The organism is Paraburkholderia sp. BR14320 (genome assembly GCF_040948665.1).
Classification (GTDB): domain Bacteria; phylum Pseudomonadota; class Gammaproteobacteria; order Burkholderiales; family Burkholderiaceae; genus Paraburkholderia; species Paraburkholderia youngii.
The window spans coordinates 170305-193352 of sequence record NZ_JBFPKG010000007.1 but is presented as its reverse complement, the minus strand read 5'-3'; the positions used below and the strand labels follow the sequence as shown (position 1 = coordinate 193352).

The following is a 23048-nucleotide window of genomic DNA, read 5'->3' as shown; positions in this document are numbered from 1 at the left end:
CTTATGGTGTCTGTCTGTCCTGGGGATCTCCATGAACGAAAAGCAGATATCGATGCCGTCGTCGGCGCTATCCAGCCACGGCAATCTTTCGCAAATACTCGATGTGATTTCGCGACGCCGGCTGACGATTGCAGTTACAACGGTTGTCTGCCTCTTTGTCGGTGGCGTCGTAGCGCTCACGTCGCCGGTTTATCAGTCGAACATTCTCGTCAAGATCGATCAGTTGCCTGAAGCGCAGCCCTCCTCGCGTCCGGAACTGATGTCGATGGTTTCGCCTGCGTTCGATGCAAGGTCGAAGACGACGGGAGAGATGCAGGTGATCCAGTCGCGCCAGACCGTCGCACATGTGGTCGACGAGCTCGAGCTCGACGTTGTTTCAGGACCGCGTCGCTTTCCTGTGATCGGCGCGTGGCTCGCGAGCCATGCAAGTGATCTCTCGAAATCGGTCTTTGGCTCCATTGGCGGCTACGCGTGGGGTAGAGAACAGGTCAAGATTGGCGCATTCAAAGTTCCTCGCGAGCTGGAAGACCGCAAGCTAACGCTGACCGCGCTGTCCGCGGGCCGATACGAGCTGAGCGGTAGTGAGCTCGACAGGCCCTTCGTCGGCACCGTGGGTCAGACCGAAACCGTCGCGACGACCAAAGGCGATGTGACGTTGCGCATCGACACGATCACGGCGGCGCCCGGTATCCGGTTCGATCTGAAGCGCTTGTCGCGCCAGGACGTGATTGACGATATGCAGAAGAATCTGCAGATCACGGAGCAAGGCGAAAAGTCGAACGTCGTGAGCGTCTCCATGCGCGGCAGTGATCCGGAGCTGCTTAGCCAGACGTTGAACGCGCTCGGCGCGCAATACGTGCGTGAAAATAACGACCGGAATGCGACCATCGCGGCAAATTCGCTGAGGTTCCTGGAGAGCCAGTTGCCCGCTATGCAAGCGCAAATGGTTGCGGCCGAGCACCGCTACACTGCGTATCGCAATTCGCTCGGTCTCGTCGATGCGACTGAAGAAGGCCGGCTAAATCTGCAGAGAGTCTCCGATGCCGAGGCGCAGTTGCTCACGCTGCAGCGCACCCGTGCCGAACTGGCAGCGCGATACGCGCCGTCCTATCCAGCCGTAGCGTCGCTCGATGCGCAGATCGCGATGACGAAGCAGTACCTTGAAGCGGGGAGAGCGCGCGTCAATGCCATGCCGACGGAGCAACAGGACGCGCTTGCCCTGATGCGCGACGTGAGAATGACGACCGACCTTTACACGGCGGCGCGGAACAATGTCGAGCAACTTCGGCTCATTCAGGCCAGCAAAGCGGGCTTCGCGCAGATCATCGATCCCGCGATCATCCCCGAACATCCGGTGCGGCCCGTGCGTTCACTAGTACTCGCTGCGTCGTTGTTGCTCGGCCTGCTTGCGGGCGTCGCGATCTCGTTTGTCCGCGAGTTGCTTTTCGCTGGGGTGACCGAGCCTGAACAAGTCGAAGCTCGCACCGGTCTGATGGTGTACGGAATGGTGCCGCATAGCGCAAAGCAGGACGAGCTTCAGACCAAAGCGAATGCTACCGACGCGCGCGACCTGATTCTCGCCTGCCGGCACCCGTCCGATCCGGCGGCGGAAAGCCTGCGTTCGTTCCGCTCCGCCCTGCAATATATGTTGGCGAGTGCGCGCAACAACATCGTCATGGTGGCGGGTCCGATGCCACAGGTCGGAAAGTCGTTCGTCGCCGCGAACCTTGCGGTGATCCTGGCGATGACCGGAAAACGCGTGCTGCTCGTCGACTGTGACTTGCGCAGGGGCGCGCTGCATCGCAGTTTTGGACTTCCGTCCGGCCGGGGACTCGCGGAAGTTCTCGCGGACCCGTCACTGACTGTCGAGCGTGCCACACGAGAGGTTTTACCGAATCTCGACATTTTGCCGTGTGGCGACTATCCCGCCAATCCGGCCGAATTGCTCAATAGCGTCGCTTTCGACAGCCTGATGCGGGATGCGTCGGCGCGTTACGACATCGTACTGCTCGATTCGGCGCCGGCGCTTGCCGTCTCGGACGCCGGCATTATCGCGCCGCACGCAGGATCGGTCTTTCTGGTGGCACGGTTCTCGGAAACCCGTCTTGCGGAAATCGAGGAAACGGCAAGGCGCTTTGCCCAGGTCGGCACCCGGATACATGGCGTGATGCTTAACGGCTTCGCCGTACGCAGCGTGAAGTACCTGCATCCGGGGCGCTACGGCAGCCACATATATGCGACGAGCCAGCACACGGACCGCGTGAACTGACATCGTCGACACCTATCAGTTCGACTTCACGACGGTGAACCGGCTACTCGCGACGTTGCTCTCTTTAGCCGGTCTCGTGCTCGTGCGACAAACATCTCGTTACTCGCGTTCGCCGTAAAGGTGGCGGGCGACTTCGTGCTGGGCCGCCAATTCGGGCCAGTGGGTTTGCAGTTTTCAACCGCGCAACACGCTAAGCGTTTGACCGTTCCGGGGAGACAACGAAACGTGAAGATTGTTCTTGTCGTCAATTCAATGGGAGGACCGGGCGGCGCCGAACGGGTTGCCGCGGTGCTGTCGGCCGCGTGGGCCCAGCGCAATCACACCGTCACGCTCGTGCCGACCTACAGCAAACACGGTGGATGTTTTTTTCCGATCGACGAGAAGGTGCGGATGGTCTATCTGGCTGACCGCGTCAAGCATAGCCCGCTGCGACGGGTCAACTACATCGCGAGACTGGCGGAGTTGCGCAAGCTATTCGTGCAAGAGCAGCCCGACGTCATCGTGTCGTTTTTGACCAACGTGAACATCAACGTGATCCTGGCTTCACGGGGCCTGCACATTCCGGTGATCGCCTGCGAGCACAACGATCCGGTGGCCGATGGCCGCCCGTTGCTGTGGAAGCTGCTTTGCCGGCTCACCTACCCGCGGGCCACCGCGCTCACGTTCCTTTCCCAGTCGATGGCAACGCCGTTCGAGAAGATGCGCTCGGGAGACACGCCTCGCATTGCCGTGATGCCGAATCCGATTCCGGACGAGCTTTTCAGCATGACCAGGCCGCAGCGCGTCGAAGGCAGAAAGCGCCTTATTTCGGTTGGTCGCCTGCAACCCCAGAAGCACTACGAGCTGCTGATCGAAACCTTCGCGAAGGTCGCGCACGACTTCGAGGATTGGGATCTGTGGATCTGGGGCGAAGGCCCCGAGCGGCCGATGCTCACCCGGAAGATAGCCGAGCTCAATCTGTCCAGGCGGATATTTCTGCCCGGCAGCACCCAGGCTGCATGGGATGAGATGGCCGCCGCGGATGCTTTCGTCCTGTCGTCCCGCTTCGAAGGGATGCCGGTGGCGCTGATGGAGAGCATGGCGCTCGGTGTCCCGGCGGTCTCGTTCGACTGCCCGAGCGGGCCGCGCGAGTTGATGCGCGACGGGCAGGACGGTCTGCTGATTCCACCGGGCGATGCAACCGCGCTCGCCGCCGGGCTGCGGCGCATGCTGTCGGACCAGGCGCTGCGCGAAGAGCTCGGCGTCAGGGGCGCGCGCTCGATCCGGGATCGCTATTCCGTTGCCCATATTCTGACGATCTGGGACCGCCTGTTCGCCCAGTTGCGGCTGGGTTAATCATTTTTCCGGAGGACGATAGTGCCGACGAATAAAGTCATTCTTCTCGCGAACACGGACTGGTATCTGTTCAACTTCCGCTTGTCACTCGCACAAGCTCTGCGAGAGCGCGGCTTCGAGGTAATTCTGCTATCGCCCGACGGCAGCTATGGCCCGAAGCTTCGCGCTCTCGGCTTTACCTGGGAGGCGATTCCGATGGAACGGCGCAGCCTCAATCCATGGCGCGAGATCGGCCTCATTCTGTGGCTCGCACGGGTTTTCAGACGCGAGCGTCCGCTGCTCGTCCACGGCTTTACGATCAAGGGCGCAGTCTATAGCTCGCTTGCGGCGCGGCTGGCCGGCGTGACGATTCGCGTCAACGGCATCGATGGCCTCGGTTACGTGTTCACGAGCGATGAGCTGCGCGCCCGCATGCTGCGTCCCGTGGTGAGCAATCTCATGCGCTTCGCCTTCAATGGGAAACACTCCGCCGTCGTTCTGCAGAATTCGTCGGACGTCGCGCTCTTCAAGCAGTCGCGCATCGCTGCGGACCGGGCGGTGCGGCTCGTGAGGGGCGCGGGCGTGAATCTGACACGCTACCGGCCGCGCGAGCCGGCCGAGACGAAAAAAGGTGCGCCGTTGCGCATCGTGCTGGCGGCGAGGCTGATCTGGGAAAAAGGCATTGGCGAATTCGTCGAAGCGTCTCGGATACTGAAGAGCGAAGGCCGTTCGGTGATTTTCCTGCTGGCGGGCTCTCCCGACGAGGGCAATCCAGCCGCGATTCAGCGCAGCCAGATCGAGGAATGGCACCGCGACAACCTGCTTACCTGGCTGGGGCACGTCAGCGATATGCCCGCCTTGCTTTCGGAGGTCGATGTGGTCGTGTTACCGAGCTACTATCGGGAAGGTTTGCCGACGACGCTAATCGAAGGCGCAGCGTGCGCACTACCGCTCATCACGACCGATGCGCCCGGCTGCCGCGAAGTGGTGAGCCGCAACGGCGACGATGGCATTCTCATTCCGGCGCGAGACCCCAAAGCGCTTGCCGACGCGATCCGCATGCTCGACGACGATCGCGCGCTCGGCGTCAAGCTGGGCCTTGCCGCGAGAGCGAAGGTGCAAACCGAGTTCGACGAGAACATCGTGCTCGGCAAGTTGCTGTCGATCTATCAGGAGTTGGGCGCCGCCTCGCCGGTCCCGGCGCCGGTGCCGGTGCCGGTTGCAGGCTTGGTGGCAACACCGCCGGAGGGGACATCGCCATGAGAATCGTCCATGTCATCTCCGGGCTGCGGGTAGGCGGAGCCGAAATGATGCTCTATCGGCTGATCCAGGCGTCGCAGCGAGACGGTGTCCAGCACACGGTGATCTCCATGTCGTCACTCGACACGATGAGCGAGCGCATACGATCGCTCGGTGTCGAAGTGCGGATACTCGGCATGTCGCGAAGTTTGCCCAATCCGCTCATGCTGTTTCGCCTCGTGCGCTGGCTGGTCGAACTGCGTCCTGACGTTGTGCAAACCTGGATGTATCACGCGGACCTGTTTGGCGGAATCGCTGCGCGAGTCGCCCGGATCGTCGCGGGGCGGGGCGAACCACGAGGCGGTACCTTCAGGCTCGCCTGGGGGGTGCATCAGACCGAGTTCCCATCGCTGCGTTCGGGCACGAAGCTGGCAATCGTCGCGAAGTTCTGTGCGTGGCTGTCCACGCGCCTGCCCGACGTGATCATCTGCTGCGCTGAAGCGGCGCGCATCTCGCACGTCCGAGGCGGCTATTGCAGTACGCGGATGCAGGTGATTTTCAACGGGTTCGATCTCGAACTGTTCAAGCCGCGCCGGCGCGACAGCGATCCGTTGCGCAAGGCGCTCGGACTGGATCCCGCGACGAAGATTGTCGGCATAGTCGGCCGCTACGATCCTGCCAAGGACTATGGCACTTTCATCAATGCCGTAGCGAGGGTGTCTGCAATGGAGCCGGATTGCCGCTTCGTCATGATTGGCCGGGGCCTTGACGAGAGCAATCGGGAACTCACGGCGATGATCGACCGCGCGGGCATCAGGGACGTTTGTCGACTTACGGGCGCAAGCAACGACGTGCACCTGCTGATGTCCGCTTTGGACGTCTTCTGTCTATCGTCACGAAGCGAGGGACTGCCGACGGTGGTCGGCGAAGCGATGGCATGCGGTGTCCCCTGCGTGGCGACCGATGTGGGCGATACCGCGGCATTGATGGGAGAAACCGGCCGTCTGGTGCCGAGCGGCGATCCGGAGGCGCTTGCCGCTGGTATCGTTAGCCTGCTTTCACTCGACCGCGAGGGACGCGAACAGCTCGGCAGGCAGGCGCGTACGCGAATGGCCTCACGCTTTTCAATCGAGCGCTGCTGGGCAAGCTACCGGCACGTCTACTCGACGCGCGGCCAGGCGTTCGGGTTCGGGTTTGATCGCACGTGAGGGCAACACAAACCTCGCAGGCCGGGACGCGAGAAGATCGAGTACCGGCCGCAGATCGAAACTTATGGCGAGCGCGGCGCAAGTAGCAAATCCGGTTCTCCACCCTCAACATCGACATCCCGATGGCCGGCAGCCGAATGGGTATTGTCCTGCGATGCCCCCAGTCGCAATACAAGCGGCAGGAGCCCGAAGTAGAGAAGCGGCGAGGTGTACGACAGCTTTGATGACATCAGCAGACCGAAAAAGCACAGATTGGCAATGTCCTTTTTCATGACCAGGAATATGCCGATAGGAATTGCGAGTCCTACGATGCCAAGCTGCACGACGAAGAAATTGAGCAATCCTGCGTCGTTAAGCGATGCAACAAAAGTCGATGTGTGTTCCGAGACATCGAACAGGTCGTATTCGACGGAGAAGGGGCCGTAGCCCAGCAGAAAATCCCATCCATGGCGCACTTCGTAGACGTACGACAGCAGCCGCAATCGCAGTCCTGAATCCGCGTCGATTTTGAGCATGAAGCTATTGACGTAAGCCGCAATCAATCCCGGCGAGGCCACGGCGATCAATGCGAGTATTGCCGTCGCCCACGCTCTCGTGCGGCGCGAGTGCGTGACCATCAAGGCTGCAATCAACACCACCGCCTGTACAACCGCCGCAGCTGACTGCGTGATGAGCATGGATAGCACGGTCAGCGCGATGGGCAGCGTAGACGGCGTCTTTCCTCTCGCCCTGGAAAGCAGGATATAGCCGATAGCCATGGTTCCCACGGCCGCGGCGAACGTCGAAGGTTCTATATACAGACCCGTCGGCCGGAATGCGAAAACGGGATGCACGGACTCCCAATTCTGGTACCGCGACGCGTCACCCGTAATCGGCTTGGTAAAGTCGATGTACTGGCCGCTGATGAGCAGCGTTGCTGTCTGCAGGAACAGCACGGAGCAATTGAGCACTAGCAACCTCGAGACAGCTGTCGTGACTTCGCCGATGCGTGTTGAAATCAACGCAGCGAATGACGCAAGAAACCCGATGTCAAGCAAGAAGAAAATGTAGTTGTTCGTCGCGGATTTCTCGAGATTGTACGAAGCGTTCCCGTGTGGTACTGCGAGAAACCACAGATAGCACGCGGTAATGACAGTTGCGGAAAGCGACACAAGAGCCACGCATCGAATACTGAACAATGCCTCGCGGGCCTTCGCGTCGCTCATGCACATTGCCATAAGCAGCAGAATGCCTGTCATCACGACATATGGTCCATGGCTCGTCAGTGAGCACAGCAGCAGCGCGACGAACAACGCGCTGCGATGAATTGCGTTCGACCGCATCGTTATTTGCGTACTCATGCTATGGCTATTCGCTATTCCGGTACTTTCTGCGCACCCGGGTGAATGTAGAGGAAATAGGTACCTGTCAATGTGCGTTGTCAAACATTAATAGGGACGCAGTGACTGCTATGTTTCACCGACGTTTTGCGTGGCCGGACGCGTGCCGCGGCGGTCTAAATCCTGCGATTCGGAAGACCCCTAGGTGCGAAGCATGTGGGCTTCGGTCTTCGCGCCCTGAGGAACTCCATGAGCGAAAGGAAGGTGTCCACGGCGTCGTCGGCGCCGCGCAACCAAGCGCCAGCGGAAATACTGGCCACTGCGAAGTTTTCCGCACACGCAATTGGACGGCCCAGACGATGGTGAGCGCACTGATGTTCCAACTGACTCGCTGGCGCGAGCGCGTACTCAATACGCATCCTGACCATGCACGCATCGCACGAAGCCTGGCGCGCGTCTCCGCGTTCGTGCTCATCGGGAAATGTGCCGGCGCGCTGAAGGAAATGGCGATTGCTTACAAGTATGGAGTCAGCAGCGTTGTCGATGCGTATCAGTTCACGTTTTCGATGGTGAACTGGCTGCCAACCACATTGCTGTCCGTGGCAGGTGTGGTGCTCGTGCCGATGTTCGTCAACCTGCGCGCGCAAAAGAAGGAAGACGTGGCGCAGTTCGTTGGCGAGCTGGAAGGGGCGGCGCTAGTGAGCGGTCTTCTGGTTGCTATCGTCCTATACCTCTGCTGGCCGTTCGTGATGCAGCACCTTGGGTCGGATGCGCCGTCGACGACGCGCGACTTGTCCCGGGAAATGATGTACTGGCTTGCGCCCACAGGTTTACTGACGCTCGGCGCAGGCATTTATGCCGCGCGGCTTCAGGCGAACGAAAAGCATGTGAATACATTGCTCGAGGGGCTGCCTGCCGCGGTGATTCTGGTGAGCGTGCTCGTGGCTTCGCCCGGCGCGGGCCTCGTGTCGATCGTCTTCGGAACTGTCGTCGGCCTGGCGCTACAGATGCTTTGTCTCAGGTGGCTTGCGGGACGCACCGACGGCGTGTCGAGCCGGGTCAGACTCTCCATGCGCTCTCCGCATCTGGGCGAAGCGTGGCTGTCCATGCGCACCCTCATGGTCGGCCAGGTCGCCGTCTGTTTCGCCGGACCGCTCGACCAATACCTGGTGGCGAATCTCGAAGCGGGGTCGAATAGCACGCTTGGCTATGCGAACCGCGTACTCGCGTTGTTGCTCAGTGTCGGGGCGATGGCTGCCGCGCGCGCCACCCTGCCCATCTTCTCCGACATCCGCAGGCAGGGAGATGTGCGGCGTGCGCGCCGAACGGCCCTTTTCTGGGCGCTCGCTACGCTCGCTGCGGGTCTCGTTTGTGCGGTGGTGTCGTGGTTCCTCGCTCCGACTGCGATCGCCGTTCTGTTTCAGCGAGGTGCCTTCACGCCAGAAGACACGGTGAGGGTGGCAAGCGCATTTCGTTGGGGGCTTTTGCAAGTGCCGTTCTATTTTGCGTTGATGGTGGTGTGGCAACTCTTTGCCAGCGAAGGACGCTTCAGGCTGGTGACAAATATCTCGTTGCTGGCGTTCGCGGTGAAGGCAGGGGCCAGCTTCATGCTAGTTCACCTATTCGGGGTCGTAGGTGTGCAGATTTCACTTGCTTTGATGTACGTGACCGCATTCGTGTTGGCGATCTGCATGCTGCGGGGCAGTTCAACTTCGCGGCACGACAGCGAAATGCGCTAGGCCATCGACCGTTCAAGAGACTACGAAACGTGAAAATTGTTCTTGTTGTCAACTCAATGGGTGAGCCGGGCGGCGCCGAACGGGTTGCCGCGGTGCTGTCGGCCGCGTGGGCCCAGCGCAATCACACCGTTACGCTCGTGCCGACCTACAGCAAACACGGTGGATGTTTTTTTCCGATCGACGAGAAGGTGCGGATGGTCTATCTGGCTGACCGCGTCAAGCATAGCCCGCTGCGACGGGTCAACTACATCGCGAGACTGGCGGAGTTGCGCAAGCTATTCGTGCAAGAGCAGCCCGACGTCATCGTGTCGTTTTTGACCAACGTGAACATCAACGTGATCCTGGCTTCACGGGGCCTGCGCATTCCGGTGATCGCCTGCGAGCACAATGATCCGGTGGCCGATGGCCGCCCGTTGCTGTGGAAGCTGCTTTGCCGGCTCACCTACCCGCGGGCCACCGCGCTCACGTTCCTTTCCCAGTCGATGGCAACGCCGTTCGAGAAGATGCGCTCGGGAGACACGCCTCGCATTGCCGTGATGCCGAATCCGATTCCGGACGAGCTTTTCAGCGTGACCAGGCCGCAACGCGTCGAAGGCAGAAAGCGCCTTATTTCGGTTGGCCGTCTGGAACCCCAGAAGCACTACGAGCTGCTGATCGAAACCTTCGCGAAGGTCGCGCACGACTTCGAGGATTGGGATCTGTGGATCTGGGGCGAAGGCCCCGAGCGGCCGATGCTCACCCGGAAGATAGCCGAGCTCAATCTGTCCAGGCGGATATTTCTGCCCGGCAGCACCCAGGCTGCATGGGATGAGATGGCCGCCGCGGATGCTTTCGTCCTGTCGTCCCGCTTCGAAGGGATGCCGGTGGCGTTGATGGAGAGCATGGCGCTCGGTGTCCCGGCGGTCTCGTTCGACTGCCCGAGCGGGCCGCGCGAGTTGATGCGCGACGGGCAGGACGGTCTGCTGATTCCACCGGGCGATGCAACAGCGCTCGCCGCCGGGCTGCGGCGCATGCTGTCGGACCAGGCGCTGCGCGAAGAGCTCGGCGTCAGGGGCGCGCGCTCGATCCGGGATCGCTATTCCGTTGCCCATGTTCTGGCGATCTGGGACCGCCTGTTCGGTCAGCTGCGCCTCGGTTGAAGAGTTTTCTGGAGCACCAGGATGCCGATGAACGAAATCGGTCTCCACGGCTGTATCAGGCACTGCTTGACTCGGAGGACGGATGAGCAAGGTCTATAGGTACGTCGCCAGGGCGACCGGTTCGGACGCCGTTGCCAGGAGCCTCGATGTGGTCTCCCGATTCGCTCTTTCCTATGTCGCCATGGCCCTCAAGCTGACAGCCGACGGCAGAAAAAAGCCAATGGACAAAGTGTCTTTGGAGGCACGCATACAGAAACTGAGACCGTATCGACCGTCAGTTCCTCAGCAGTTGGCCTGCACGAACGAGGACGAGGGCCTATGGCTTTCCATCATCGTGCCCGTGTACAACGCGCAAGCCTATCTGCTGAAGTGCATTGACTCGATTCTGACCCAGAACACCTCACTCGCCTACGAACTGATTGCCGTCGATGATGGATCAACGGACGATTCTTCGGCCATTCTCGATCGCTACACGAACCGCCCCCGCGTGACCGTGGTGCACATCGCGAACAGCGGCGTGGCCCTTGCCCGCAACGAAGGTCTCAGGCACGCAAAAGGCAAATACGTGATGTTCGTCGACGCGGACGACTACCTGCCGCCGGACTGCGTCGAGACCCTACTCGTTCCCGCACTTCGACACGACGTCGATATCGTGCAAGGCAGTTACTGGGTCGTTGACGTGACGGACAGAATACATAGGACGCAGGTCTTCGGCGATTCGGTCGCGACTCGCGCTGATCCGGATGTCTTCGATCTGTCGGGTTATCCGTGGGGAAAAGTCATCAAGCGCGAGCTTTTCAAAAGCGCGCAGTTTCCGGTGGGCATGGCGTATGAAGATTCGGTCGTCGCGCTGGTCCTGCTTCCGCTGGCCAATGGCTATGTGAGCCTCAGTCATCCGGTGTACTTTTATCGCGAGAACCCGCGCGGCCTGACGGCTGTCTTGACCAGGGATCCAAAGACACTGGATGCCTATTGGATCGTGTTGAAGCTTCTGTCGGACAGACGTTCATTGGGCCTGCCGACTGACAACCGCGTCCTCGGGCAGGTCAAGAGTCATTTCGGCGCACTGCTCTACGGGAGGCTCGCCAATTTCGACAATGAGGTAAAGCGAGCCGTCTTCTATCTATGCTGCCTTCAACTGGAAGCGTTGCGAAGGGAATGCAGCGTTGGCACAAGCAGCGGCAAGGGCGATGAGCTCGATTGCGCTTTCCGCACACGAAATTTCCTGCTTTGGAAGTTGCTTTGTTTTTTCGAGTTGTAAATTAGCGATCATGTCTCGCGTTGCGCGGTCTGTACCTCACGGTTGACGCGCATCGCGATCCAACCCGGCATCCGGCCGGCTTATGAATCGATGTGCACCGACACTCCGATAGCCGAATAGACGGGTGTCGCCTTCCGGCCGTCGACCGTGATCGTCGTGAACTGCTTGGTCGCCCTGTTGCCATCGATCAGATCGATGGTGTCGCCGAGCTTGGGCGAACCCCTAAAGCCAACCCTTTACCGTCGCCACTCGCCAGACGACAAACATGACGAGGCCCACCGATGCGGCGGTCAACAGAATGAAGTCAATCGAGCGCACTCGTTTTTTCATATCAAAGTCGGATCGGACGTGCGACGTCCGCATGTGAACAGGGAGTCAGGCATTCCGCGTGGGTACAAAGTTACGCCCTGCAAGCTTAAAAGCCGCTTATCCCGAGTCTGTCCCCTTGACGACCCCGGGTTCTCCCGAGTCGCCCGCCGCTGTGCACTGACGCGCCACAACGGCGACCATCCACACCCGCGGCAAACCGTGCCATCATGGCGAGCATTCAGCAGATGTTTGCGAGCGGACGGAAGCCACGTTTGTTGCAAGCGCTTCATCAGTACCGCACGCTCCGACGCGCAGCACTGGCCAGCCAAAGCGGGATGCCCAGCCGGCGGCATCCGGCCATGCTCTACAGCCGCGCTGCTCCGTCTACCAGCCGGACGAGGAGGTCATCATGCTCGCAGTTCACAAGGCGGTGTTTCCGGTCGCGGGAATCGACACGCGCTTTCTGCCGGCCACGAAGGCGAGTCCGAAGGAGATGCTGCCGGTCATCGACAAACCGCTGATTCAATACGCGGTCGAAGAAGCGGTTGCCGCGGGCATCACCGAGCTGATCTTCGTCACCGGTCGCGGTAAACGCGTGATCGAAGATCATTTCGACAAATCCTACGAAGTCGAACACGTGCTGCGGGCGCGCGGGCTGCAAAGCCTCGCCGAACTCGTGCAAAGCATCAAACCACCGAACGTCAACTGCATCTATGTCCGGCAAGCCGAGCCGCTCGGACTCGGGCATGCGGTGTTGTGCGCGCAAAAGCTGATCGGCGACGACCCGTTCGCGGTCGTTCTCGCCGACGATCTGCTCGAAGGTCAACCGCCCGTTCTCGAGCAGATGGTGCACATCTTCAGCCATTACGATTCGTCGGTGATCGGGGTCGAGGAATTCGAAGCGGACGGCGCTTGTTCCCACGGCGTGGTCGGCGGACGACATTGGGACGAGCGCGTGATCAATGTGTCGAGCATCGTCGAGAAGCCCGCGCCGGAAAAAGCGCCTTCGTGCTTCGGCGTCGCGGGGCGCTATGTGTTGATGCCAGCGGTGTTCGACCATTTGCGCGCGCAGCGGCCCGGCCTTCACGGAGAGATTCAACTGACGCCCGCCATTCATTCGATGCTCGAGGAAGAGCAGGTGCTTGCCTATGAATTTGTCGGCAAACGCTACGACTGCGGGACCAAACTCGGTTACCTGCAGGCGACCGTCGACTTCGCGCTGCGGCATAACGAAGTGCATGATGCATTCGGTGCCTGGTTGCGCAAGCGGCTCGACGGCGAGACGGCGGCGCCGGGCACTGAGCATTAGCGCCGCGCATTCGACGACCGAACGGTCTGATCAAAGTAGCGCCCGGTAAATCTGTGCGCTATCGCACCCACGCCGGCGCATCGCATGTCCATGATTTACCGATGAACGTCATTCCTGTCAGCCGTTCCGGAGCTGCCAGCCGGACTGGTTTCGATGGGTGTCAGCATGGGCTTGCGCGTAACGCGCTATATTTGAATTCTCACTGCGCGATGCGGCGGTGCGCTACTTGCCGCGCGAGTATGCGCCGCAAAAGCTTCATCTATCGTTGTGAGCCTTGGTGATTTCCAATCCCCGAGATTTACCGGGCTCGTGTTGGACCGTTGCAGACTGGCCTCGCTCGGGTCTTCCGCTTAACCACGACTTCACAGGACGGCAATATGTCACTTCGTATCAATGACACCGCGCCCAACTTCACCGCGCGGACCACGCAGGGCACCATCGATTTCCATGACTGGATCGGCGACCAATGGGCGGTCCTGTTCTCTCATCCGAAAGACTTCACGCCGGTTTGCACGACTGAACTGGGCTACATGGCGAAAATCGAGCCGGAGTTCACCAAGCGCAACGCGAAGCTGATCGGGCTGTCGGTCGATCCGGTCGAAGACCACGAAAGATGGGCCAAGGACATCGAGGAAACGCAAGGCGCCGCCGTCAAGTACCCAATGATCGGCGACACCGACCTCTCGATCGCCAAGCTGTACAACATGCTACCGGCCGACGCGGGCGATACCAGCGAGGGCCGCACCGCCGCGACCAACGCGACCGTGCGCTCGGTTTTCATCATCGGTCCCGACAAGAAGATCAAGCTGACGCTGACCTACCCGATGAGCACCGGCCGCAACTTCGACGAAATCCTGCGTGTGCTGGATTCGATCCAACTGACCGCCAAACATAGAGTCGCGACGCCGGTCAACTGGAAGCAGGGCGAAGATGTGATCATCACGTCCGCGGTCAGCAACGAAGAGGCGCAGCAGGTGTTCCCTGGTTTCAAGACCATCAAACCGTATCTGCGCACCACCAAGCAACCGCGCTGATAGGTCCGGTGCGGCGGCCGTTCGCGGCCGCCTCGCCGATCTTCTTAAGAGATACAGATGATTTTTCGTCAGCTGTTCGATCCTGTTTCGTCGACCTACACGTACCTGCTCGGCGACAGCGGCGAGGCAGTGCTGATCGACCCCGTCTACGAGCAGGTGCCGCGCGACCAGGCGCTGCTGCGCGAGTTGGGCCTCTGGCTGCTCACTACGCTCGATACCCACGTGCACGCCGATCACGTAACCGGCGCATGGCGCATGCGTTTGCGTTGCGGCAGCGAGATCGGGCTTGCCGCGGTCGTCGAGGCGGAAGGCGTGACGCGGCCGCTCGCGCATGGCGATCGGATCGACTTCGGCACGCGTCATCTGACCGTGCGCGCGACGCCTGGCCATACGAATGGCTGCCTGACCTACGTGCTCGACGATCAGAGCATGGCCTTTACCGGCGACAGCCTGCTGATTCGCGGCTGTGGCCGCACCGATTTCCAGCAGGGCAGCCCGCAGCAGTTGTTCGCGTCCGTGCGCCAGCAGATCCTGTCGCTGCCGGACGGCTGCCTCCTTTATCCGGCGCACGATTATCGCGGCATCACAGTGACGAGCGTGACCGAGGAGCGGCGCTTCAATCCGCGTCTGGGCGGCGACGTCGACGTTGGCGATTTTGCCGGGTACATGAACAACCTGAATTTGCCGCATCCGAAGCAGATGGCGGTCGCGGTGCCCGCGAACATGCGTTGCGGGCAGCCGGAAGGCGGCGCCGAAGTTGCGACCGAAACACCGGATTGGGCGCCGTTGACGCTGCGCTTTAGCGGCGTGTGGGAAATCGAGCCGATGGCGCTGCTCGAGCATGGCGCGAAGTTTCAGATCGTCGATGTACGCGAGGCGCCCGAGTTCATCGATCGTTTGGGGCATCTGCCGGACGCGAAGCTGGTGCCGCTGTCGCAATTGACAGGGCGGCTCGAAGAACTGGATCGCGAGCGGCCGGTGGTCGCGGTGTGCCGGTCCGGCGTGCGCTCGGCGCAGGCGAGCGTGTTGCTGACGAAAGCCGGGTTCGGCAAGGTGGCGAATCTTGCCGGTGGGATGCTGCGGTGGCGGACGGAGGGGTTGCCGGTTGCGTCGGACAGCGTTTGACGCGAAGCCGACGCTACCGAGCCCCGCAAACTCAGCCTCGACCCTGAGAGCCCACTGCGACACCGCCCTTCGAATAGCCAGCGCCCTGTTGCGCCGAGCGCGTAACCAGCCAGATCCCCCCGCATACCAGCACCAGCGCGACGAGATTCTTCAATTCCATGATGTTCTCGTTCAGACAAATCGCGGACAGCACGGTACCGAACACCGGCACCAGGAAATTGAAAACGGTAACTTTGCCGACCTGGTTATATTTGAGCAGAAGACTCCACAACGTGAAGGCCGCTGCGGACAGCAACGCGAGGTAGGCCAGCAAGGCCATCGATCCCAGCGTGAACGCGTGCAACGAACCACCGGTCGCGTACCCCGCCGCAAGCAGAACGACGCCGCCAAACCCGAGCTGATAACCCGTCATGACCATGACGTCCATGCTCTGCGAAATGCGCTTTCCGTAAATCGATGCAGCGGATAGCACGAATGCGGCAATCACGATAAAGCCTTCGCCAAGCAAGGTGAATGCAAATTCAAACAGCCCGTCGCCGAAATTGACGACCATCACGCCGACGAATCCGAGCAGGCATCCAAGCGCTTTGCGTGGCGAGACCTTATCGTTCTTATAGATGAAATGGGCAAGCAGCACGCTGAAGAAGGTCGTCGTCGAGTTCAGGATCGAACCGCGAACGCCGGTCGTGTAGGCGAGACCGATATAGAAGAAAACATATTGAATGGCCGTTTGCGTGAAGCCCAATAGCATCAGCTGTCCGCTATTGCGCCGATTCAATTCGAAAACAGGCTTCTTCGAAAAGGCAGCAAGAATCAACAACAACAGCCCTGCGAGCACGAACCGGTAGCCCGCGAAAATCAGCTTCGAAGGAATATCGTTTTGTGTGATTCCGAGTAACGCGTAGCCGATTTTAATTGCCGGGTATGAACTGCCCCAAAGCAGGCAGCATAGCGTCGCCACGATGACGAGCACTTTCGGTTGAGTGAACAACCGCGCGGAATCGCGCGATCCTGTTGTGGCTGAAGGCACGGACATTTTTCGAGTGATGTTGTCTTTGTGCACTGTGTGGGCAGGCAACAGCAGTGCTTTTTTATTGCGGTATCGCTTATTTGCTTTTCAGTGATACCGGATGAAGGCTTTGCGAAATTATACGCAAATGCAATTGTAATGTCAGGAAGGAGCGGCTGCGTCGCGTCTCCCCATGCGTCGCACGTCGACACTAAATAGGGTCGCTAATCCTCATCGTCCATTGCACGAAAGGCCACGGGCGACCGGACGTTACGCCGGCTGCTATGTTCGCATCACTGTGTCGGGCGATCTTCCGACCATACGCTGGCGAGTGGTGCGCACCTTCACACCTGCGGCGCAGGCGCCCGTGGGTCTGTTCATTCTGCGCCGATCGCGCGATGCCCGCTTGCGCGGTTCCACGCAGTCCGCACGCCGACTATCGATACGCGTGCGTGTCGCTCGACATAGAGATAAACCGATCAGGTTCATCGACGTTCGAGTATGCGCGAAGCTTCCGATCAACGCGTCCGAACGAAGCCTATTTCTTCTTCACGTCCCGCGCTCGCCTGCCACTCGTCGCCGTATCCGCGAACAGGTCGATCACGACTTCGCGCAGCCAGCGATTGCCTTCGTCCTGATGGACCCGTTCGTGCCACAGCAAATGGATCGGCGCGGCGGGCAGCGTCATCGGCAGCGCGCGCAGGCTGAGCGAGAACGGTGTGGCCAGCTCGAGTGCGAGGCGCTCGGGCACCGTGGCGATCAGGTCGGTACGTTGCAGGATGTAGCCCACGCTCATGAAGTGCGGCACCGTCAGGCGCACCTGACGCCGCACGCCGCGCCGTTTCAGCCACTCGTCCACCTGACCGTGGCCGGTGCCGGCCGACACCACCACCAGATGCTCGGCTTCGCGCCACGCGGAAAGCGTGAGCGGCGCGTCCTCGAGTGGGTGGCCGCGTCTGAACAGACAGACATAGCGCTGATCGAACAGACGCCGCTGATAGAAACCACCCTTCAACTGCGGCAACAGTCCGATCGCCAGATCGACGCGGCCGTCGGCCATTTCGTTGCTCAGATTGACGCTCGTATTGCGGACCGTATTCATCGCGACGCCCGGCGCGACGCGCGACAGTCGTTCCAGCAATGCGGGCAAAAACACGACTTCGCCGATGTCGGTCATCCCGATCGTCATCGTTCGCATTGCGCGCAGCGGATCGAAGCCCGTCACCGGATTGAGCGCGGCGTGCAAGGTGGCAAGCGCATGCGAGACCGGTTCCGCGAGACGCAACGCGAACGGGGTAGGCACCACACCGCCCGGCGCGCGCACGAACAGCGGATCACCCAGCAGGCGGCGCAACTTCGCGAGCGCATTGCTCACGCCCGGCTGGCTCATGTTCATTTGTTCCGCGACGCTCGCCACGCGGCGCTCCTGCATCAGCCGCTGGAATAGCAGTAGCAGGTTGAGGTCGAGATCGCTCAGTTCCATGGCTTCGGCATGACGTAAGGTCATTCATTTGGGTGATGAAGGAGATTCATTTCATCTTATTGAGCAATGAAGGTCTAGTGCTGAAAATACCGACACGGTATCCGCATTGCGACGCGCCGAGCGCGCGCCGGAGCGACCCGAATCGATAACCCGCATATCGGAGACACAATCATGACCCGGATGGACCTGAGCATCGCGATCGTCGGCGCCGGCATCGGCGGCCTTACGCTGGCGCTCGCACTACGCGAGCATGGCATCGATGCGCAACTCTATGAGCAGACCGACGAGTTGCGCGAAGTGGGCGCGGCCGTCGCGCTGTCGGCCAACGCGACGCGCTTTTACGAGCGCATGGGACTACGCGCCGCGTTCGACGACGTGTGCTCCGAAGTACCCGGGCTCATCTATCGTGACGGCCGCAGCGGCAGCGTGATTGGCCATCATCGCGGCATGCCCAGCTATCGCGAGCAGTTCGGCGGCTCGTACTGGGGCGTTCATCGCGCCGATCTGCAGGCGGTGCTGTCGAAGGCGGTCGGTCTCGAGCACATCAAGCTCAGCCATCGGCTGGTCGATCTCGTGCAGCATCCCGATCGCGTGAGCCTCGCGTTCGACAACGGGCGGCGCATCGATGCCGATCTCGTGATCGGCGCCGACGGCGCCCGCTCGATCACGCGACGCTGGATGCTCGGCTACGACGACGCGCTGTATTCCGGTTGCTCGGGCTTTCGTGGCATCGTGCCGGCCGGGCGCATGGACCTGTTGCCCGATCCGGAAACGATCCAGTTCTGGGTTGGGCCCGGCGGCCATCTGCTGCACTATCCGATCGGCGACAAGGGTGATCAGAATTTCCTGCTAGTCGAGCGTCATCCGTCGCCGTGGCCGTCGCGCGACTGGGTCATGCCGTCGACCGAAGGCGAACAACTGCGCCTCTTCAAGGACTGGCATCCGGCTGTCGTGCAGATGATCACGGCGGTGCCGATCAGTCAGCGCTGGGGCCTGTTTCACCGTCCACCGCTCGGCCGCTGGAGCAAGGGTCGAGTGACGCTGATCGGCGACGCCGCGCATGCGCTCGTGCCGCATCACGGCCAGGGCGCCAATCAGTCGATCGAAGATGCGGTGGTGCTGGCCGCGCAACTGGCCAAGGCAGGCCCAGGCAACTGGCGGGAAGCGCAGGAGGGCTACGAGCGTCTGCGCCGAGGCCGCACGCGCAAGGTGCAGTACGCGTCGATCAGTACCGCGGACGTGCTGCATCTGCCGGACGGCCCCGCCGCGCAGGAGCGCAACGCGCGGCTTCGGGCGCGCGATAGCATGCTGCATCACCTCGACTGGATTCACGACTTCGATGCGCTCGCGCAGGAGCCGAGCGAGCGGCAAGGGGGCACGTGGCTTTGAGCCTGACTCAGCTTCGATGGCGACGCGGTGGCCGCGTGCGACGGACATACGCTCATCCACCGCAACGAGTCTCAGGCAACGCGCAACTTATCCGATCTGCGGCTTCCAGATGCGAGCCGTAAATCCCGGCGTACACGCGTTGCCTTAAAACCCGAACAGCATTGGACCGCGTAGATCTGTCGTATCAGCTAGCCTCACGGTCATTTTTGCCAGCTGTTAATGGCCGGTAGCGGCCGGCGATACCACGCTCGGGGTCGCCAGCGTGTTGTTGCTCTTGGGCGCGGGGGTGGCCGACGTCGAGCCGGTGTCGTTGCTCGGCAGGCCAGAATTCGGCGCCTTGGCGCCCATGCCGCTGTCCGAGTTCGTGTTGCCTGGCATGCCGTAGCCGCCCGACGATGTGCCGTTCATCTGATTCGACGGACTCGCGGTGCTGCCTGCGTTTCCGGTCGAACCGCTGCCGCTCTGACCTCCGGCCATCTGCGCGAAAGCGCCGCCCGACAGCGAGAGTGCGGCGACGGCCGCGACGAGTGTGATGGTTGCCTTGCTCATGATCCGCCCCTCCTTGATTGGACTGGAAGATAGACGCAGACGGTTGTCGGCTGCGCTACAGGAATGTCGCAATCAGCGTGCCGCGTGCTTTTGTACGCGCCGAATCGACGCTTGAATTTCACGCAATGACGGCTCGATTCAAGTTTTTGGCCACACGCATGGAATAGTCACGCCCCGTATTCGTTGCGTACCAATCGCTTTTGTCTCGACGAATTCGACCATTGCGATCGCACCAGATCTGCCGCGAAATCAGCCGCTCCGCCGGAATAAACCCCATGCCGTGCCCGTTCATTGAGCGTTAGGTCCTTTGGGGCACAACAAGGAGTGCGGTCATGAAGTCTCTACTCGCTATATTCGGCGTCGTTGCATGCGGCGCGGCCGTCGCGACTCTGGTGTCATGCGGCGGCGGGGGCGGCGGTAGCTCGAATTCGAGCAGCACGAGCCCGCCCGTCCAGTCGTCGTTCACAGCGACGGCGCTCGTATCCGATGGCGCGGTGCCGGCCGCACACACCGACGCAAATCTGAAAAACCCTTGGGGCGTCGCGTTCAATCCCAAAGGTTTCGCCTGGGTCGCGGACAATGGCACCAATGTCGCGACGCTCTATGACGGTAATGGCGTGCCGCAATCGCTGGTCGTCACGATACCCGACGGCAAGAACGGCTCGGCATCGCCGACGGGCATCGTTTTCAACGGAACACAAAGCTTCCTCGTCACGGAAAACGGTAAGTCCGGAGTCGCTGCGTTCATCTTCACGGGCGAAGGCGGCACCATCACCGCTTGGGCGCCCGCCGTCGGGCCGACCAATGCGTTCGTCATGTACGACGATGGCGCCGGTGGTGCCGTCTATAAGGGCCTCGCGCTTGCCGCAATGAACAACGGCAACTTTCTCTACGCGACGGACTTCCATAACAACAAGATCGACGTCTTCGATAGCTCGTTCACGAAGGTCTCGATGCCCGGCGCCTTCACGGACCCGGCGATGCCAGCGGGCTTCGCGCCGTTCGGCATTCAGGCGATCGGTTCGAATCTGTTCGTCACCTACGCGATGCAAGACGCAGCCAAACACGATGATGTCGCGGGCGCGGGGCTCGGCATGGTCGATGTGTACGACACCGCGGGCAATCTGAAGCAACGCTTCGCGACAGGCGGTCCGTTGAATGCGCCGTGGGGCATTGCGCAGGCGCCCGCGAGTTTCGGCTCGATGAGCGGCGCGATCATAATCGGCAATTTTGGCGACGGCATGATCAATGCGTTCAACGCATCGACCGGCCAGTCGATGGGACCGATCAGTGGACCGAACAACAGCCCGATCGTCGAACACGGCGTGTGGGGCATCGGGTTCGGCAACGACCTCAGCAATCAGCCTTCCAGCACCCTCTTCTTCGCGGCGGGTCCGAATGACGAAGCCGATGGCGTCTACGGAAGAATCGATCTGAATGCGACAACGTCGAGCTCGGGCACGACCGGGGGCACGGGGACGGGCACAAGCGCGGGCGGAGGGATGAGCGTTGGAATGTAGTGCCACGCGCGCAATACACTGGCGCCGCTCTTGATGCGGGAGCGGCGGGATTCTTTATCCTCGACCCGCGAGAACGGGCTCGATCTCGTTGTGTGTCAGGCCGAATGCGGCCATGCGGACCCGATGGTCCGGTGAGCCCAGATATGAACGAAGTGTCTGGTTTACCGCCCGGATCAGATCGACGTTACTTCTTTTGAACGAGAATGCCCCGAGCGGCGGCTTCTGCTGCTGACCCTTGGTTGCCGGTTCGTGCTCGACGGCCTCCAGCATCGAGCCTCCGATCCGGTTCGCCACGATCCGATTCCCCAAGGCCGTGCTCGCATATGCATCGATGGCGCCGGAGAGCACCGCTTCGATAGCACCGGCTTGATGCTCGAAGACGGTAATCTGATCCTCGCTGACGCCAGATGCTCTCGCCGAGTCGTGCTGAACCTGTCCGGCTATGACGCCAAGGCGCGCGTCAGCGCGTTTGGCGAGTGACGCGTAGCTGTCGAGCGCTTTCGGGTTTCCAGTCCGAACCAGAAAACCGTCTGCGATTCCCCATACGGGGACGCTGAACGCGACCCTATCGGCGCGTTCACGCGTGACGAATAGCGGAACGTTCATATCCCACCTGCCAGCTTCGACGCCGGGTAGGAGTTCGCTAAACGATGTCGGACGATGCTCGATCCGGGTGACACCGATCGCCCGAAGCACCGTGTCGGCAAGAGCGATGTCAGCGCCTGTGGCGGTACCATCTGTTTCCGTCCAACCGAACGGGGGTTCTTCGATGTATGCAATCGTGACCTTCATCGCTGGGTCTCCCACTTCTTGCGGTTACGCAATGGTCGCAAACCTGTTACGCATTGCATCGCGTGAATCGGCAGTTTCTCAGGGAAAAACTTTTCGCGCTCGCCACAATATTCGCGCTGCTGAAACGTCTTCAGGCGCATGGAACCGCCACCCACCTCGCACCCGATGACCGACCGAGACAGCGACATCACCGCGACCGTGGTGCGTGAGCGCACGAGGCTCGTCAATTTTATCCGGCGTAGGATCCGCGACCCGGACGATGCCGAGGACATCCTGCAGGATGTGTTCCACGAATTCGTGCAGGCTTACCGGCTTCCCGCTCCAATCGAACAGGCGAGCGCGTGGCTTTTCCGCGCGGCGCGCAATCGCATCATCGATCGTTTTCGCAAGAAGAAAGAGCAACCGCTGGCGGAGTTGTCGGAGGCGGAGGACGACGCCAGCGGTGAATATCGCCTCGACCTCGCGCTACCGGCGCACGATGCAGGTCCCGAAGCCCTCTACGCTCGCGCTGTATTGCTCAAGGCTCTGCAGGATGCGCTCGATGAATTGCCGCCGAATCAACGTGAGGTATTTATCGCGCACGAACTGGAGGGGCGGTCCTTCAAAGACATGGTGGCGGAAAGCGGCGTCGCGCTCAACACGCTGCTCGCGCGCAAGCGATACGCGGTCTTGCATCTGCGCGTCCGACTGCAGGCCATTTACGACGAACTGGATATTTAGAGGAGCCGACGGATGAAGTTTCGAATCAGATGCGTGGGTAAAGCGCTGCTCGAGGTGGTCGCCATAGCCGTGCTCGGGTTGGTGGTCATGACGCTATGGAACTGGGTGATGCCGGCGCTATTCGTTGGCGCCCGCGCGATCGATTTCGCGCATGCGCTGGGCTTGCTGGTTTTGAGCCGCATCCTGTTTGGCGGATTCCGCGGACATGGCGGCTGGCGCGGACGGCGTCACTGGCGAAAATGGGAAGCGATGACGCCAGAAGAGCGCGAGCATTTCCAGGCGACCTGGCGATCGGGCCGTGACCGGCGCGACGGAGATTGA

At 61.0% G+C, this 23048-nt stretch carries 19 protein-coding genes; 14 read left to right on the top strand and 5 right to left on the bottom strand.

The annotated features are described in order from the left end of the window. The first annotated feature begins 31 nt into the window (after positions 1–31). From AB3X89_RS10200 to AB3X89_RS10185, 4 genes are all read left to right on the top strand, one after another. On the top strand, positions 32–2269 hold the full coding sequence (locus AB3X89_RS10200) for a polysaccharide biosynthesis tyrosine autokinase (RefSeq protein ID WP_368583158.1): 2238 nt from the start codon (positions 32–34) through the stop codon (positions 2267–2269). 225 nt (positions 2270–2494) lie between these two features. Further along, complete coding sequence (locus AB3X89_RS10195) at positions 2495–3604, top strand: glycosyltransferase family 4 protein (RefSeq protein WP_368583157.1); 1110 nt, start codon at positions 2495–2497, stop codon at positions 3602–3604. 21 nt (positions 3605–3625) lie between these two features. Further along, positions 3626–4846, top strand: coding sequence for a glycosyltransferase family 4 protein (locus tag AB3X89_RS10190; RefSeq protein ID WP_368583156.1), 1221 nt, complete (start codon positions 3626–3628; stop codon positions 4844–4846). Further along, positions 4843–6030, top strand: a complete 1188-nt coding sequence (locus tag AB3X89_RS10185) for a glycosyltransferase family 4 protein (protein WP_368583155.1) — start codon at positions 4843–4845, stop codon at positions 6028–6030. Before AB3X89_RS10190 ends, AB3X89_RS10185 begins: the two co-directional genes overlap by 4 nt. 62 nt (positions 6031–6092) lie before the next feature. Here AB3X89_RS10185 and AB3X89_RS10180 read toward each other — a convergent pair whose 3' ends face one another. Then, positions 6093–7370, bottom strand: coding sequence for a hypothetical protein (locus AB3X89_RS10180; protein ID WP_368583154.1), 1278 nt, complete (start codon positions 7368–7370; stop codon positions 6093–6095). Between the two features lie 353 nt (positions 7371–7723). On the opposite strand from AB3X89_RS10180, the gene murJ reads away from it, so the two are divergent. The 6 genes from murJ to AB3X89_RS10150 all read left to right on the top strand — a co-directional run bounded on the left by murJ (position 7724) and on the right by AB3X89_RS10150 (position 15265). Next, complete coding sequence (gene murJ / locus AB3X89_RS10175) at positions 7724–9088, top strand: murein biosynthesis integral membrane protein MurJ (protein WP_368583153.1); 1365 nt, start codon at positions 7724–7726, stop codon at positions 9086–9088. A 29-nt stretch (positions 9089–9117) separates the two neighbouring features. Further along, positions 9118–10227: a glycosyltransferase family 4 protein gene (locus AB3X89_RS10170; RefSeq protein WP_368583152.1), complete on the top strand. Its 1110-nt coding sequence runs from the start codon at positions 9118–9120 to the stop codon at positions 10225–10227. Positions 10228–10309: 82 nt separating this feature from the next. Next, on the top strand, positions 10310–11488 hold the full coding sequence (locus tag AB3X89_RS10165) for a glycosyltransferase family 2 protein (RefSeq protein ID WP_368583151.1): 1179 nt from the start codon (positions 10310–10312) through the stop codon (positions 11486–11488). Between the two features lie 718 nt (positions 11489–12206). Then, positions 12207–13106 (top strand): UTP--glucose-1-phosphate uridylyltransferase GalU, encoded by a 900-nt coding sequence (galU, locus tag AB3X89_RS10160; protein WP_368583150.1) that lies wholly within the window; start codon positions 12207–12209, stop codon positions 13104–13106. A 377-nt stretch (positions 13107–13483) separates the two neighbouring features. After that, positions 13484–14140 (top strand): peroxiredoxin, encoded by a 657-nt coding sequence (locus tag AB3X89_RS10155; protein ID WP_368583149.1) that lies wholly within the window; start codon positions 13484–13486, stop codon positions 14138–14140. Between the two features lie 57 nt (positions 14141–14197). Further along, positions 14198–15265 (top strand): rhodanese-like domain-containing protein, encoded by a 1068-nt coding sequence (locus AB3X89_RS10150; protein WP_368583148.1) that lies wholly within the window; start codon positions 14198–14200, stop codon positions 15263–15265. Between the two features lie 31 nt (positions 15266–15296). Here AB3X89_RS10150 and AB3X89_RS10145 read toward each other — a convergent pair whose 3' ends face one another. Beyond that, entirely contained in the window at positions 15297–16301 is a 1005-nt protein-coding gene (locus tag AB3X89_RS10145; protein WP_368583211.1) for a DMT family transporter, read from the bottom strand. Positions 16302–16812: 511 nt separating this feature from the next. Then, positions 16813–17757 (bottom strand): LysR family transcriptional regulator, encoded by a 945-nt coding sequence (locus AB3X89_RS10140; protein WP_368583147.1) that lies wholly within the window; start codon positions 17755–17757, stop codon positions 16813–16815. 171 nt (positions 17758–17928) lie between these two features. Between AB3X89_RS10140 and AB3X89_RS10135 the strand changes: the two genes are divergently transcribed. Beyond that, on the top strand, positions 17929–19146 hold the full coding sequence (locus AB3X89_RS10135; RefSeq protein WP_368583146.1) for an FAD-dependent monooxygenase: 1218 nt from the start codon (positions 17929–17931) through the stop codon (positions 19144–19146). Between the two features lie 216 nt (positions 19147–19362). Here the strand turns inward: AB3X89_RS10135 and AB3X89_RS10130 are convergent, their stop codons facing one another. Beyond that, on the bottom strand, positions 19363–19695 hold the full coding sequence (locus AB3X89_RS10130) for a hypothetical protein (RefSeq protein WP_368583145.1): 333 nt from the start codon (positions 19693–19695) through the stop codon (positions 19363–19365). A 332-nt stretch (positions 19696–20027) separates the two neighbouring features. Between AB3X89_RS10130 and AB3X89_RS10125 the strand changes: the two genes are divergently transcribed. Then, a complete protein-coding gene (locus AB3X89_RS10125; protein ID WP_368583144.1) occupies positions 20028–21215 on the top strand; it encodes a TIGR03118 family protein in 1188 nt (395 codons plus the stop codon). A gap of 54 nt (positions 21216–21269) precedes the next feature. On the opposite strand, the gene AB3X89_RS10120 is transcribed toward AB3X89_RS10125, so the two are convergent. Continuing rightward, on the bottom strand, positions 21270–22007 hold the full coding sequence (locus AB3X89_RS10120) for a transporter substrate-binding domain-containing protein (protein WP_368583143.1): 738 nt from the start codon (positions 22005–22007) through the stop codon (positions 21270–21272). Between the two features lie 138 nt (positions 22008–22145). Here AB3X89_RS10120 and AB3X89_RS10115 point away from each other — a divergent pair, with 138 nt between their 5' ends. Both AB3X89_RS10115 and AB3X89_RS10110 read left to right on the top strand, forming a co-directional pair. Further along, positions 22146–22727 (top strand): RNA polymerase sigma factor, encoded by a 582-nt coding sequence (locus tag AB3X89_RS10115; protein WP_368583142.1) that lies wholly within the window; start codon positions 22146–22148, stop codon positions 22725–22727. A gap of 12 nt (positions 22728–22739) precedes the next feature. Further along, the gene (locus AB3X89_RS10110; RefSeq protein ID WP_368583141.1) at positions 22740–23048 is read left to right on the top strand and encodes a hypothetical protein; all 309 of its coding nucleotides are present in this window, start codon (positions 22740–22742) and stop codon (positions 23046–23048) included.